The sequence below is a fragment of the Rhizobium sp. LjRoot98 genome, assembly GCF_964252935.1.
In the GTDB taxonomy this organism is placed as follows: Bacteria; Pseudomonadota; Alphaproteobacteria; order Rhizobiales; family Rhizobiaceae; genus Pararhizobium.
The window spans coordinates 80339-93747 of sequence record NZ_CAXUPW020000005.1 but is presented as its reverse complement, the minus strand read 5'-3'; the positions used below and the strand labels follow the sequence as shown (position 1 = coordinate 93747).

The window sequence follows — 13409 nt, the reverse complement described above, 5'->3', positions numbered from 1 at the left end:
AGAAAACCGGCCGCAGGAACGGCCGGAAAAATTCAGATATGCCGCTGCGGATCAGTCCGCGCGGCGGAGATAGGTAATTTCATTGGTATCGACCAGAATGCGCTCTCCGGTCTCGACGAACGGCGGAACCATGACGCGAACGCCATTTTCCATGATCGCCGGCTTGTAGGAGGACGCCGCCGTCTGTCCCTTCACCACCGGATCCGCTTCCGCGATCGTCAGGACCACCTGGTCCGGCAGCGAGATACCGATCGGCTTCTCGTCGTAAAGCTTCACCGTCACCATCATGCCGTCCTGCAGGAAGGTGGCGCGATCGCCGACAAAATCCTTCTGCAATTCCAGCTGTTCATAGCTCTCATTGTCCATGAACACCAGCGCATCACCCTGCTCATAGAGGAACTGGAAGTCTTTCAGTTCAAGAGTGACCAGTTCAACGGTTTCCGACGAGCGAAAACGCTCGTTGAGCTTGGTGCCATCGATCAGGTTCTTCAGTTCCACCTGATTGAAAGCGCCACCCTTGCCGGGCTTGACGGTGTTGCACTTCACGGCAGCCCAGAGGCCACCATTGTGCTCGACCACGCTGCCGGGGCGAATTTCATTACCATTGATTTTCATGGGGAGCATTCCCTAAAGAACTGAAAGCCGCCCCTACGGCCAGCCAATCCGGCGCTTCAAGACCACAAAACCCCCGAAAGTTCAAGTCTTGGCGCAAAAACAGGATCAGGACGACCGGTATTTGTTGGCAGCGCTCAGCGCCGCCTTCTGCTGCTCGTCCGTGAGCCCCAGGTAGAAATCCTCAAGAGCAGCGTCTTTCAACCCTGCCCGGCGCGACAAGACATACCATTTCGCAGCCTCGACCGGGTTGGGCCGCGTGCCGATCGCATTGATATAGAGATGCGACAGCTTGTTCTGCGCCACGACGTTGCCGCCTCCGGCGGCGCGCGACATCCACTTGAAGCCTTCCTCGAGGTTGCGGTCGCCGCCGATGCCATCGACCATCCAGATGGCAAGATCGAGCTGGGCGGTATCGAACCCGGCCTTCGCGGCCCTGAGCAACCAGTCGCGTGCCGTCGCCCGCTTGTTGTCATCGATGCCATCGACATTGAGATAGATCTGCGACAGCGCATATTGCGCATCGGCAATGCCCTGTTCGGCCGACTTCTCATAATACGGTAACGCGGCCTTCAGGCCCTTTTCGCCGGGCATGTCGGCGACAAGCAACTGGCCATAGTTGAACTGTGCCGAAGAATTGCCGAGATCGGCCGCCTTCTTCATCAGCTCTTCCGACCTCTTCTTGTCGCGCGTCACATCGCGGCCTTCCATCAACAGCAGCGCGTATTTGAACATCGCCGCCGGATCGCCGGAGTTAGCCGCCTGGCCATACCAGAACGCCGCGTCCTTTTTGTTGCGGGCAACGCCGAGCCCTTGCGAGAAAATTTCCGCGACCAACGTCTGCGCCGCCGCATCGCCAAGCTGGGCGCGCGGCAGAGCCATTTCCATCGCCGTCAGGTAATAGCCGCGCTGGAAGGCGCCATAGGCATCGTCGGCCTTGCCCTCGAACGGCTTTTCCTGCGGCAGGGCCGGCAGTTCGGCGCCCATCCGCTCCAGCACGTTGACACCGGAAGAAGGCTCAAGCTTTTGCGCATCGTCCTTTTTCGCCGCATCATCGGCCTTTTTGGCTTCCTCGGGAGATTGCAAGGCGGGGATTTCGCCCTCCGGCAACGCAGCCCCATTGAACGGCGTGATGCGGCCGCGCTTGGCAACCACACCCTCGTCATTTTCGTCTTGCGCGACAACAGGCGCAGCATCGTTGACACCCGGCAGCGCGTCGTCGGCACGAAGGCCGGACGGCGCAGCCAGAAGGGCAACTCCCAGCAAAAAGAGAGGAATTCGGCGCAGCGATGGAGAACGACGGATCAACATGCAAATGTCTTAAGCTTCAAACCGTGGCGCTTTTTCGTCAAGAAGCGCATTGACGCTTGCAACGATGGCCCGGGCCTGTTCGGGCGCCGCAAACACGGCCAGCCGCAAGGCGACGAATTCGGCGCCGCTTTCGGCAACGGCCAGCACCGATTCCGGATCCGTGCCGCCCATGACGATGCAGGGAATTTCGATCATCGAGGCCCACCATTCGGCCAGCGCCACATTCTTCGGATGCGCTTCCGGCTTGATATCGCCATCGATCTTGCCGAAGAACACATAGTCTGGGCGAATTTCACCCATTTCCAGTGCATGGTGCCGATCGGCGGCATTGCCGCCGCCGACGATCAGCTTGGGTGTGAATTTTTCCACTGTCTCCGCCAGTTCCGCGGCATTGCCTGTCACATGCAGGCCGTCAGCCTTGGCACGGCCAGCAACGCGTGTATCGCCCGCAATCAACGCTGCCGCGCCCGCTTTCTGGATGACAGGAACCAGCACTTCGGCGTGCTTCTGGAACGTATGATCGTCCAGGCCGTATTGTGGCACGATCACGGAGCCGACATCGCCACCGCGCAGCGCATCGCCCAAAATGTGCGCCCGGCTGTCGATATCGGCGATATCCGGCACGATGAGGACGAGGCGGCAGCGATTATCTGTATTGCTCATAATATCTCTATTCCCGGTGAAATACGCACCCGCGCGTCACCCCTACTCGATTTCAATCTGCAAAAGCGATAGACCCTAGCGGCAAAAGGATCAACCGATACCCATGCTTCCTGATTTCCAATTCTATGCCATTGCCATTCCCGCAGTGCTGCTCGTCGGCTTCAGCAAGGGCGGCATGGGAGAAGCACTTTCGCTGATGGGCGTGCCGCTTCTATCGCTGGCCGTCTCGCCGGTACAGGCGGCGGCACTTCTTTTGCCGATCCTGATTGCCATGGACCTGGTAGCGCTCTGGACATGGCGAAAGCATGGCGACATGACGACGCTCAAGATCCTCCTGCCGGGCGCCCTCGTCGGCATCGTCATCGGCTGGGCCACAGCCGCGTATGTTCCGCGCGATGCGCTCAGGCTGATCATCGGGGTGATTACCGTTCTTTTCGTCTTGCGCTACGTCTACAATCTCTGGCGCGCGCGACGCGGCATCATCACGCCCGCCAAGCCGCAAAGACCGGTTCAGGCTACGTTTTTTGGCGGCCTCGCCGGTTACGGCAGCTTCGTCGCCCATGCAGGCGGCCCACCGTTCCAGATCTACACCCTGCCGCTGAAACTGCCGCCGCGCGTGTATACCGGCACGATCGTCCGGTTCTTTGCCATCCTCAACGCCGTCAAGCTCATTCCCTATTTCGCGCTCGGGCAGCTCGATCTCAGCAATCTGACCACGTCGCTGACGCTGTTTCCGCTGGCCATGCTGGCCACCATGGTGGGCGCCTGGGTTGTCCGGCGGATGCAGCCGCAGGTATTTTATCCGTTCATGTACACGATGGCATTTCTGGCCGGCTCCAAGCTCGTCTACGACGGAATTATCGCGCTTGTTGCAGGGTCCTGAACGCCCGGCGGCACCGGCCCCGGCATGTCGGAGGCAACTGCCCGGGTTCGGCACGCGGCGATTGCATACCGCAAGGCAAAATTTCTCTACCGCACCGCACAATTTACTTGCCGGGCGTCCTGATTTCTCCTAGCTTTTGCTTATGTCACAGGCTGATCCCTTCGATGCGATCTCGGACCCCAACCGGCGGTATCTGCTGGAGGAATTGCGGCGCGCGCCGCGGACCGTGAACGAATTGGCCGAAGGATTGCCGATCAGCCGCCCCGCCGTATCGCAGCATCTGAAGGCACTTTTGGATTCAAATCTGGTTTCCGTATCGGCCAGCGGTACGAAGCGGATTTATGCGATCAACAAGCCGGGCTTTGACCGGGTCAATCTCTGGCTGGATCAGTTCTGGTCGTGAGAGGTTTCGGCCGCCAAAGGCCAGTCATCGGGAAACTCAATACTTGCGGGCTTTTGGGGAACGTCATGTCCGCATCAACAAGTCCACGTATCAACAGCGCTTGAAGCCGGTCCTCAAAGTTGGCTTTCCGGGGTTCAACATATGCGCTGGAACAAGAGTCTCCCGATGAATGAGATTGCTAAATATAATCAGTGAGTTGAAGAACGAATCTTCTCAATTTCGTCCTTCAAGCGCAGCTTCCGACGCTTGATGTCAGCAATGTGCTGATCCTGGACAGACGGCTGTGTCAGGGCCGAATGGAGCTCCTGCTCCAAAACACCATGTTTTTTCTCAAGCGTTGCAAGATGAGCCTCAATGGTCATGTGGCAGTCCCTTCCTTTTGCTTGCACCCGATCGGTAGATGCCGGGTGTTCCACGTATTAACCGAGATAGTGTGCCATGCTATTTTTCATTTGTCGAAGGCGAAATCGTGGCGAAGGATAACTTCCCGTTACCAACAATTCTGTGCTAGAGCGACGCTCGATTTATGGGGAACATTGCATGCCAGATCAGGATCAGGCCGAACTCAGACTGAGCGTAGCGCGGCTGAGGCAGGAACATGAGGATTATGATGTTGCTATCAACGCCATGATCCAGACGGGCTGTGATGCCCTGCGCATCCAGCGGATGAAGAAGAAGAAACTGGTCATCAAGGACAAGATCACCAAGATCGAAGACCTGATCATTCCTGATATCATCGCGTAAAGCCGTGCGTGTCCGGCCAGGATACGCTGCAAACGCTCCGGCCAGACCTTCGGCCCTGTAACAAAGCGGAACGAACAACGTGACGAAAGCTGCAACTCCGCCCGTCGCCATTATCATGGGCAGCCAGTCCGACTGGGAAACCATGAAGAATGCCGCCGACACGCTTGACGCCCTCGACATCGCCTATGATGCCCGCATCGTTTCGGCACATCGCACGGTCGACAGGCTGATCAACTTCGCCAGAGGCGCGCGCGACGAAGGCTTCAAGGTCATCATCGCCGGCGCCGGCGGTGCTGCCCACCTGCCCGGCATGACCGCAGCAATGACGCCCCTTCCCGTCTTCGGCGTTCCCGTCCAGTCCAAGGCGCTTTCCGGCCAGGACAGCCTGCTCTCCATCGTCCAGATGCCGGCCGGCATTCCCGTCGGCACACTGGCGATCGGCCGCGCCGGCGCCGTCAATGCCGCCCTTCTTGCCGCCGCGGTTCTGGCGCTGAGCGACCCCGACCTTGCCGACCGGCTGGATGACTGGCGCGAACAACAGAGCGCTTCCGTCGCCGAATACCCTGTGGACCAGGCATGAAGACGGTCGGCATCATCGGCGGCGGCCAGCTCGGCCGCATGCTGGCCATGGCCGCGGCCCGGCTGAATTTCCGCACCATCATTCTGGAGCCCCAGATCGACTGTCCGGCCGCGCAGGTCGCCAATGGCCAGATTGTCGCGGCCTATGACGACCCGGCAGCACTGAAACAGCTGGCAGCTGAATGTAACGTCGTCACCTACGAATTCGAGAACGTTCCCGTCGGCGCCGCCGAAATGCTGGCGCAGACGCTTCCGGTCTATCCGCCGCCGAAGGCTCTGGCCGTTTCCCAGGACCGTGTCAGCGAAAAACAGTTCCTCAATGGTTGCGGCATCGAGACCGCCCGATTCCACGCCATCGACAGCCAGGAACAGCTCGAGCAGGCGCTCGCCGATTTCTCCGGCCAGGGCGTCCTCAAAACCCGCCGTCTCGGTTATGACGGCAAGGGCCAGCGTGTCTTTAAGGGCGCCAGCGACGACGCCACGGGCGCTTACGCCGCACTGGGCGACGTTCCAATGATTCTGGAGAGCTTCGTTGCGTTCCAGCGGGAAATCTCGATCATCGCCGCCCGCGGCACCGATGGCACCATCGCCTGCTACGACCCGGCCGAAAACATCCACCGCAACGGCATTCTGCATACATCGACCGTTCCTGCCTCGATCAACGAGACAACGGCAGAGGCTGCCCGCCTTGCAGCCGCGGCTATCCTCACCGCCCTCGGTTATGTCGGCGTCATCGGCGTCGAGTTCTTCGTGCTGGCGGATGGCAGCCTGATCGTCAACGAGATTGCCCCACGCGTTCACAATTCCGGCCATTGGACGGAGGCTGCCTGCGTGGTTTCGCAGTTCGAGCAACATATCCGTGCAGTCACCGGGCTGGCCCTGTCGGACGGCGCCCGCCACTCCGATTGCGTGATGCAGAATCTGATCGGTGACGATATCAACGACCTGCCGGCCTGGCTTGCCAAGCCCAACACACTCGTCCACCTCTATGGCAAGACAGAGGCGCGGCCGGGGCGCAAGATGGGGCACGTCACCTGGCTTGCCTGAGGGTTTAACCCACAGAAAAGCCGCCAACCGCTGCGAAAACAGGCTCTCTGCGGTTGACACTTTTACGATGCCGGGTTATTTGCCTGCCACCCTAAGAGCGCGCTCGGCCTTAACGGTCTGCAAGCGCGCTTTTGATTGTTAAAGACCGGCGCACTCAAAACCGCCGAAACTGCGGATCAGAAAAATGAAGATCAAAAATTCGCTTAAGTCGCTGAAGGCCCGTCACCGCGAAAACCGTCTGGTTCGCCGCAAGGGTCGCGTCTACATCATCAACAAGCTGAACCCGCGCTTCAAGGCCCGTCAGGGCTGATCCATCGTGCGCGCCGGAAGTTTGTGCTTTCGGAACGGCCACGCATGGATTGAGTGCGCTCGGGTACGCTTGCTTTCAACAAAGTTGGCGTCCCAGGCGGTTCATCAGTTTGATGTCTCAAATTTGATTTGATCTTCGGCCATGGCGGACTACCTTATCTGCCATGGTTAAACTCATGTCTTCATTTTTGATTCTCGGTAGCATTCTGGCGGCAACAGCCACCAGTCCCCTGCCCGCCTTTGCAGCTGACGCGGCACAGGCCTCGGTGACGTCTGAACTGGCGACACCCAAGCAGCGGATCGACACCCTTTTTGCAGAACTGAAGCGGGAACGCGATCAGGACAAGGCGCGCGAGATTTCCAACCGGATTCGCGTGGAGTGGCAGGATTCCGGCAGCGCCACCATCAACCTCCTGATGCAATGGGCTTCCAAAGCCGTCGAAACCAACCGGCAGGCAACGGCGCTGGATATTTTCGACCAGGTCATTACCCTCTCTCCGAACTATGTCGAAGGCTGGAACCAGCGGGCTACGCTGCATTACCAGATGGGCAATTACCGTAAGTCGATGTCCGACATCAATCGGGTTCTGGCAATCGAACCTCGTCATTTCGGCGCGCTGGCCGGCATGGCCGCCATCCTGACATCGTCCGGACAGGATGAACTGGCGCTGCGTGCCTGGGAACAGTTCCTCGATATCTACCCGGCCGACCGCAAGGCGCAGGAACAGCTTGGCGAACTGGAAGAAAAACTTGCCGGCAACCGCACATAATTCCGCCCGCCCAGCGAAACCGTAGCGCCCCCTTCCTCGTATCGGACAATAACCGGCCCATCCTGCCGATTGGCCAGCACGCGGAAGAGTGATTGATGAATTTCGTCTTCAGGAAAGTCATGCTGTTCATCGCATCCCTGTTCCTAGCCGCCCTCGCCACCGGGTTCGGCTTCAGTTCCTATCAGGCTTCAGCCTTCGAACGCGATAATCCGAATACCGGCGAGCGTATCGATGTCGGCGGCCGCCGGATGAACAGCGTCTACATACCGCGCCCGAAAAACGCGGATTTGCCCACCCTCGTGTTCATCCATGGGGCAAGCGCCAATCTGCGCGACCCGATGGTCGCGTTCCGCAGCAAGCTGGAAGGTCGCGCCGGCATGCTGTTTCTCGATCGCCCTGGCCTCGGCTTTTCCGACCGCGGCGGGCCACAGAACGCCCATCCCGATGGTCAGGCCGATGCCATCGCTGCCCTGATGAAAAAGCGCGGCATCAAGAAGGCCATCATCGTCAGCCATTCCTTCGGCGGCGCGATTGCCGCGACCTTTGCCTTGAACCACAAGGACATGGTGGCGGGCCTTCTGTTTCTATCCCCGGCGACTCACCCGTGGCCCGGCGGTATCGAATGGTATTACAACGTCACTAGAACGCCGGTGCTCGGCTGGCTGTTCGCCACCCTCGTAGCGCCCCCAATCGGTCTTGCTTCGATCGACAAGGCGACCAAATATGTCTTTGCACCCAATCCGCGTCCCGACAGCTACATCAAGGATACCGCCGCCTATCTGGCAATCAGACCGGCCGCCTTTCGCAACAATGCCATCGATGTCGCCAATCTGCTGGAGTACGTGAAGCGGGTTTCGCCACGCTACAAGGAAATCAAGGCCCCAACCGTGATCATCACTGGCGATGCCGACCGTGTCGTCCTGCCCGAAATCCACTCCCGGCAACTGCACGCGGACATCGCCGGCTCGACACTGCTGCGTATCCACAATCTCGGCCACAAGCCGGACTACATCGTCACGGACCTGGCGATCGCCGCGATCGAATCCCTGGCGGGCAAGAAGCGTGACCTGAACGCACTCGCCACACAGGCAGAGGCCAGGATTACCGTGGTAAACTAGCTTCCTTTCAGCAACTTACCGCTTACGCGAAAGCCCCATGCAAGTTGCCGATTGCAACGTGCGGCCTCAATCTGGAGGTCAATCTTATGCAGATCGGCGGCATTGCCACAACCTATCCCCTTCGAAATACGACAGCAGCGGCAAACGCCACGTCGGTCGGGGTGACGGCCGATGCTCAAAGCCCGCGGGACCGGGCACTTGAGATGCTGAAAGACACGGCCGAAACGGATGCGGCCGACATAAAGGCGCGGGCCAAGCAAAGGCTGGAGGACGCCAAGAAGCAGCTGGAATTTCTGCGCCGCTGGAATTTCGATCCGGAAGTCCTGGCCCGGCAGGCGGGCCATCTGGCCCGCGAAGTCGGCGCTGCAGCCAAGGACTTTGCATCCGCTGTTTCCGGCAATTCCGCCGGGGGAGCGGCTACGGCCAACACGACAGAAGCAGCGGTAGGACTGAAAGCACAGCCTGAAACGGCAGAGACGGACGGTGACGGCGTATCCTTTGCCCAGAAGGCCTACCAGGACACGATGAAGGACGCCACGGAGCAGAAGACCACCTCGGCCGCCGATCGTAAGACGCTTGAGGAATTCAAGGCGGCGGCGCAGGAGATCAAGGCTTTGCTGGAAGAAGCCGTGAGCCGCATGCGTGAGCAGAAGAATGCTGATCAGAATGCCATAAGCGAAGCGCAAAAATCCGGCGCACACCTGGACCAGGCCATTCAGGGATTGAGCGCCGCACTCGGCGGCGGCTCGGCGGCCGGAACACCGGGCATGGTGGTCGCGATCCCCGCCAGCATCACCATCTGAGCCGATAGTCCAAGGAAAGCCATCGGCTTGCTTCCCGGCAGCTGAACCGCATGGGGAAGACTTGCTTTTATAAAAGCCGGTTTTCGCCGAAGGCAAGACAGACCCTGATCCGCTCGTTCCGCGAGGCGTTCCCACCGCCCGACTGGAGGGCGAGAATGCGTGCTTTGCACCATCAGGATATGTTGACAACGCGCGAACCAACCCATCGTTTCCACCGGCTCGATAGGCTGCAGCCTAACCCTTCATTCAACTTTTTATTGTATTCAGTGGGTTGCCGCACGTCGACTTTCCGAAGGTGGGGCAATGAATGATTGCGAGTGGGGGCAGCATGCCGGATACCGTCTGGGTCAGTAGCGTCATGACCGACTACAGCATCGGAGACAAGCAAGGCATCCGTGAAAAATTCTATGGCGGAGATTGGGCGCCTCCGACATTTAAACTCGGTGTCGAACCGGAGCATGTGTATAAAGCCCACCGGCGCCACATCGCAGGTGGTGCGCTCGAGCGCACCGACTTTCCCGAGGCAATGTATGTATTTGCCGAAAACAACTGGAAGCGGGTGGGCGATCTGTTCTGTGCTGGGACCTTCTATGCGGTGAAGGGCAGACTTGCTGACGTGTTGAAAGATTTCGACCTCGGCAGCGGCGGATTGATCGAATTTCCAATCTACCAAGCCGATAAGACAACCCGGCTTCCTGGCCCTTTCTATCTGCTCAACTTTGGTGCGGTGAAGGACAATTTCGTGACGAGCGAAAGCCGCAAGCTGTATTCCCTCCGGACTGTAGCGGAAAATGGATACGAGCTCTGGGCGACGGATGATCTCGAGGACGGCGATATCGCGCTGACAGCAGCGGCTTTCGAGGGGGCGGACCTGTGGCATGAGCGCAAGCTTGAAAGGAGGCTCTTTATGAGCGGGCGGCTTCACGACGCCGTCCTGGCGGCAAAGATAAAGGTCAAGTTTCGCTTCGCGAAGGTACGGATCATCGCTTAGTGGTGCCGCCGGATGCGGTACCCACTTCAAACTTCGCCGCTGCCGTATCGTTTGACGGATTGAAGTGTCCGCCTTAGGCATCGGCCCACCATACACTTTATGGCGCTTAACCTCGTCCCGATCTGTTTTCTGCACACAGGATGAAACTATCTTCTCAAAAAAAACCGCCTGCAACGTCAACGCTGCAAGCGGTTCAGCTCTCCCAGATGCTTCAACCCCGAATTCAGTCAGGGGATGGGCTCCGGGGCCATTCAATCGTTCAAAGCCCGTCTCAGACGCCGCTAAGGCCGTCGGAGCCGATATAGGCGATGCGCAGCATGTTGGTCGCGCCCGGTGTTCCAAGCGGCACACCGGCCGAGATGATCACTCGGTCGCCCGGCTTGCCGAAACCTTCCGTCGCAACGATACGGCAGGCGCGGTTGACCATGTCGTCCAGATCGGTCGCATCGGACGTGACGACGCAATGCAGGCCCCAGACGACGGACAGACGGCGGGCCGTCTGGATAACCGGCGAAAGCGCCAGGATCGGAACCTGCGGACGCTCACGCGCCGCGCGCAGGCCGGTCGTGCCGGAGGACGTGTAACAGACGATAGCCGAAAGATTCAGGGTCTCGGCGATCTGGTGGGCAGCCAGCGAAATCGCGTCGGCGCCAGTGGCTTCCGGCGGGGTGCGCTGGGCATAGATGATGCCCGGATAATGCGGATCGGTTTCGATCTTGCTGGCAATCGAGGCCATCGTCGCAACCGCTTCCACCGGATAGTCACCGGATGCCGATTCCGCCGACAGCATGATCGCATCGGCGCCCTCGAACACGGCGGTCGCAACGTCGGACACTTCAGCGCGGGTCGGGACCGGAGCCGAAATCATCGATTCCAGCATCTGGGTGGCGACGACGACCGGCTTGCCGGCGCGGCGGGCGGCCCGGATCAGCTGCTTCTGCAGGCCGGGAACGGCCTCGAGCGGCATTTCCACGCCCAGGTCACCACGGGCAACCATCAGCGCATCGGACAGTTCGATGATCTCATCGATCCGTTCGATCGCCTGCGGCTTTTCGATCTTCGACATCAGGCCAACGCGGCCGCGCGAGACCTTGCGCACTTCCGACAGGTCTTCCGGGCGCTGGATGAACGACAGGGCTACCCAGTCGACATCATCAGTTTCTAGCACAGCGTCAAGGTCGGCACGGTCCTTTTCGGTCAAGGCGCCGACGCTCAGCAGCGTATCGGGAAGGCTGACGCCCTTACGGTCGGAAATCTTGGTGCCGGCGATAACGGTGCAGACAATGCTCTTACCATCGGACTTGTCGGCGCGCAGATGCAGCTTGCCGTCGTCGATCAGCAGGCGGTGACCCGCCTTGACCGATTCAAGGATTTCCGGGTGCGGAAGGTAGACGCGGGTTGCGTCGCCCAACTCATCCTTGTTGTCGAGCGTAAACGTCTGGCCGGGAACCAGATCGACCTTGCCGGCAGCGAACTTGCCGACGCGCAGCTTCGGTCCCTGGAGATCGGCCAGAATGCCGATCGGACGACCACAGCGCGCCTCGACATTGCGGATGCGCTTGATCAGCGTGCGCATCATGTCGTGGCTGGCATGGCTCATGTTGATCCGGAAAAGATCAGCCCCCGCCTCATGCAGCTTCTGGATCATCTCTTCTTCGCTCGATGCCGGTCCGAGCGTTGCAAGGATTTTGACTTTTCTATTCCGCTTCATCAGTTATGGCTTTCTTGAGTCCCTGGGGTATCGGACAACTGAACCATCCAGCTTCCCTGACGCCCCGTGTCGTATTCCTTGAATCCCATTCGCTGGAAACCCCGCGCAAAGCAGTCCTGCACGCCGGTTACTTTGAACTCGTTTTCGGCAACGCACATATTGACGTCACCCGTCCAGCGTCCACCGCGAGCTGCATCTTCAGCATAGAGATAATAGTAGCGTGATTCGAGTTCGCCCTCGATCAGGGTGGCGCAGGTGGTCGCGGGAACCTGCCACCAGCCCTCTGTGATCCAGCCTTCCTTGGCACGGTAGCCGATCGCCACGCCGACCAGATTTTGGGTACCATTGCAGACACGGAACTCGGCGCGGGCTTCACTTGCGATGAGGGCCGGCGAAAACGCGGTCAGAACGAAGAGGAGAATGGTGCTTAAGGACCAGTTCCGCAGAGTAAGCCTGGAAAAAGGATATCTGGACACGGTTTCCACTGGGTCTCCGTTGGGATTAGTCGAGAGACTTTCTTGCGACGATGGGGCTCGAATGTCAACGTAAGTCTAATCGATTACATCCGGGTTTTTATTGTCGGAAACATCGCAAATCCGCCATTGTCTTGCGATTGCCAGCACAGCGTGTCATCAAATTCCGTCACGAGCCAAACGAGTTGATACTGTATGCCGGAAACATCGCCCTTCGAGATCATTGCAGGAAACAATGCGGCCGGGTTGGTGCTGCTCGCCGATCACGCCACCAACCTCTTGCCAGCCGAATATGGCAGGCTCGGCCTTCCCGAAAGCGCCTTTGCGCGTCATATCGCCTATGATATCGGTGTCGAGGCTTTGGTCCGGCGGCTGGCAGCGCGGCTTGGCGTTCCCGCCGTGCTCAGCCGATTTTCACGGCTGCTGATCGATCCGAACCGGGGCGAAGACGATCCAACACTGATCATGAAAATTTCCGATGGCGCCATCATTCCCGGCAATCACCCGATAACACCGGAGGAATGGGAAAACCGCCTCAACCGTTTCCACCGTCCCTATCACCGCGCCGTCTCGCAGACGATCGCGGATGTCAGTGCAGCAAGCGGCAAGGCACCGCTGGTCATTTCCATCCATTCCTATACCCCGGCATGGAAGGGCGTAGCCCGCCCATGGCATGCCGCCGTCCTTTGGGACAGCGACCCGCGCGCAGTCACGCCGCTGATCGAAGCGCTGGAGGTTTCCGGTGACATTGTTGTCGGCGACAACGAGCCTTATGATGGCGCGCTGCGCGGCGACACGATGTTTCGTCACTGCATGGAAACCGGCCTCGCCCACGCCTTGATCGAGGTGCGGCAGGACCTGATCGGCGACGATAGCGGCGTTGCCGAATGGGACGTTCGTCTTGGGCCTGTCCTTGAAAATTTGAATGCCCGCCCCGAATTGCACGAAATCAGGCGCTATCCGTCACGGACGGGACCCTACGCATTCTGATA

Annotated in this window: 17 protein-coding genes; 11 read left to right on the top strand and 6 right to left on the bottom strand. The window is 59.3% G+C overall.

Annotated features, from left to right (window positions below; all coding sequences use genetic code 11):
• Nucleotides 1-51 precede the first annotated feature (51 nt).
• The 3 genes from efp to ACSQ3J_RS17265 form a co-directional block, all read right to left on the bottom strand.
• Nucleotides 52-615 carry an elongation factor P gene (efp, locus tag ACSQ3J_RS17275; protein ID WP_037099974.1) on the bottom strand — a complete coding sequence of 188 codons (564 nt, stop codon included), beginning with the start codon at nucleotides 613-615 and terminating at the stop codon, nucleotides 52-54.
• A 105-nt stretch (nucleotides 616-720) separates the two neighbouring features.
• On the bottom strand, nucleotides 721-1923 hold the full coding sequence (locus ACSQ3J_RS17270; protein ID WP_082512307.1) for a tetratricopeptide repeat protein: 1203 nt from the start codon (nucleotides 1921-1923) through the stop codon (nucleotides 721-723).
• A 9-nt stretch (nucleotides 1924-1932) separates the two neighbouring features.
• Complete coding sequence (locus ACSQ3J_RS17265) at nucleotides 1933-2586, bottom strand: thiamine phosphate synthase (protein ID WP_060506510.1); 654 nt, start codon at nucleotides 2584-2586, stop codon at nucleotides 1933-1935.
• A 103-nt stretch (nucleotides 2587-2689) separates the two neighbouring features.
• Between ACSQ3J_RS17265 and ACSQ3J_RS17260 the strand changes: the two genes are divergently transcribed.
• Both ACSQ3J_RS17260 and ACSQ3J_RS17255 read left to right on the top strand, forming a co-directional pair.
• Nucleotides 2690-3469, top strand: a complete 780-nt coding sequence (locus ACSQ3J_RS17260; protein ID WP_436039642.1) for a sulfite exporter TauE/SafE family protein — start codon at nucleotides 2690-2692, stop codon at nucleotides 3467-3469.
• A gap of 142 nt (nucleotides 3470-3611) precedes the next feature.
• Nucleotides 3612-3872 carry an ArsR/SmtB family transcription factor gene (locus ACSQ3J_RS17255; protein ID WP_060506512.1) on the top strand — a complete coding sequence of 87 codons (261 nt, stop codon included), beginning with the start codon at nucleotides 3612-3614 and terminating at the stop codon, nucleotides 3870-3872.
• A gap of 188 nt (nucleotides 3873-4060) precedes the next feature.
• On the opposite strand, the gene ACSQ3J_RS17250 is transcribed toward ACSQ3J_RS17255, so the two are convergent.
• Nucleotides 4061-4234, bottom strand: a complete 174-nt coding sequence (locus ACSQ3J_RS17250) for a YdcH family protein (protein ID WP_037099985.1) — start codon at nucleotides 4232-4234, stop codon at nucleotides 4061-4063.
• Nucleotides 4235-4412: 178 nt separating this feature from the next.
• Here ACSQ3J_RS17250 and ACSQ3J_RS17245 point away from each other — a divergent pair, with 178 nt between their 5' ends.
• From ACSQ3J_RS17245 to ACSQ3J_RS17210, 8 genes are all read left to right on the top strand, one after another.
• A complete protein-coding gene (locus ACSQ3J_RS17245; RefSeq protein WP_037099988.1) occupies nucleotides 4413-4616 on the top strand; it encodes a YdcH family protein in 204 nt (67 codons plus the stop codon).
• A 115-nt stretch (nucleotides 4617-4731) separates the two neighbouring features.
• On the top strand, nucleotides 4732-5196 hold the full coding sequence (gene purE / locus ACSQ3J_RS17240; RefSeq protein ID WP_060506513.1) for a 5-(carboxyamino)imidazole ribonucleotide mutase: 465 nt from the start codon (nucleotides 4732-4734) through the stop codon (nucleotides 5194-5196).
• Entirely contained in the window at nucleotides 5193-6242 is a 1050-nt protein-coding gene (locus tag ACSQ3J_RS17235; RefSeq protein ID WP_060506514.1) for a 5-(carboxyamino)imidazole ribonucleotide synthase, read from the top strand. Before purE ends, ACSQ3J_RS17235 begins: the two co-directional genes overlap by 4 nt.
• A gap of 184 nt (nucleotides 6243-6426) precedes the next feature.
• Nucleotides 6427-6552, top strand: a complete 126-nt coding sequence (gene ykgO, locus ACSQ3J_RS17230) for a type B 50S ribosomal protein L36 (RefSeq protein WP_034855034.1) — start codon at nucleotides 6427-6429, stop codon at nucleotides 6550-6552.
• 175 nt (nucleotides 6553-6727) lie between these two features.
• Nucleotides 6728-7321 carry a tetratricopeptide repeat protein gene (locus ACSQ3J_RS17225; protein WP_112834516.1) on the top strand — a complete coding sequence of 198 codons (594 nt, stop codon included), beginning with the start codon at nucleotides 6728-6730 and terminating at the stop codon, nucleotides 7319-7321.
• Between the two features lie 95 nt (nucleotides 7322-7416).
• A complete protein-coding gene (locus ACSQ3J_RS17220; protein WP_436039640.1) occupies nucleotides 7417-8439 on the top strand; it encodes an alpha/beta fold hydrolase in 1023 nt (340 codons plus the stop codon).
• Between the two features lie 86 nt (nucleotides 8440-8525).
• Nucleotides 8526-9242, top strand: coding sequence for a hypothetical protein (locus ACSQ3J_RS17215; protein WP_060506516.1), 717 nt, complete (start codon nucleotides 8526-8528; stop codon nucleotides 9240-9242).
• Between the two features lie 328 nt (nucleotides 9243-9570).
• The gene (locus tag ACSQ3J_RS17210) at nucleotides 9571-10233 is read left to right on the top strand and encodes a hypothetical protein (protein WP_060506517.1); all 663 of its coding nucleotides are present in this window, start codon (nucleotides 9571-9573) and stop codon (nucleotides 10231-10233) included.
• Between the two features lie 271 nt (nucleotides 10234-10504).
• On the opposite strand, the gene pyk is transcribed toward ACSQ3J_RS17210, so the two are convergent.
• Entirely contained in the window at nucleotides 10505-11944 is a 1440-nt protein-coding gene (pyk, locus tag ACSQ3J_RS17205; RefSeq protein ID WP_060506518.1) for a pyruvate kinase, read from the bottom strand.
• Nucleotides 11944-12390 (bottom strand): DUF1036 domain-containing protein, encoded by a 447-nt coding sequence (locus ACSQ3J_RS17200; RefSeq protein ID WP_436039888.1) that lies wholly within the window; start codon nucleotides 12388-12390, stop codon nucleotides 11944-11946. The genes pyk and ACSQ3J_RS17200 overlap by 1 nt, the downstream gene beginning before the upstream one ends.
• A gap of 222 nt (nucleotides 12391-12612) precedes the next feature.
• Between ACSQ3J_RS17200 and ACSQ3J_RS17195 the strand changes: the two genes are divergently transcribed.
• Nucleotides 12613-13407 carry an N-formylglutamate amidohydrolase gene (locus ACSQ3J_RS17195; protein ID WP_060506519.1) on the top strand — a complete coding sequence of 265 codons (795 nt, stop codon included), beginning with the start codon at nucleotides 12613-12615 and terminating at the stop codon, nucleotides 13405-13407.
• Nucleotides 13408-13409 lie beyond the last annotated feature (2 nt).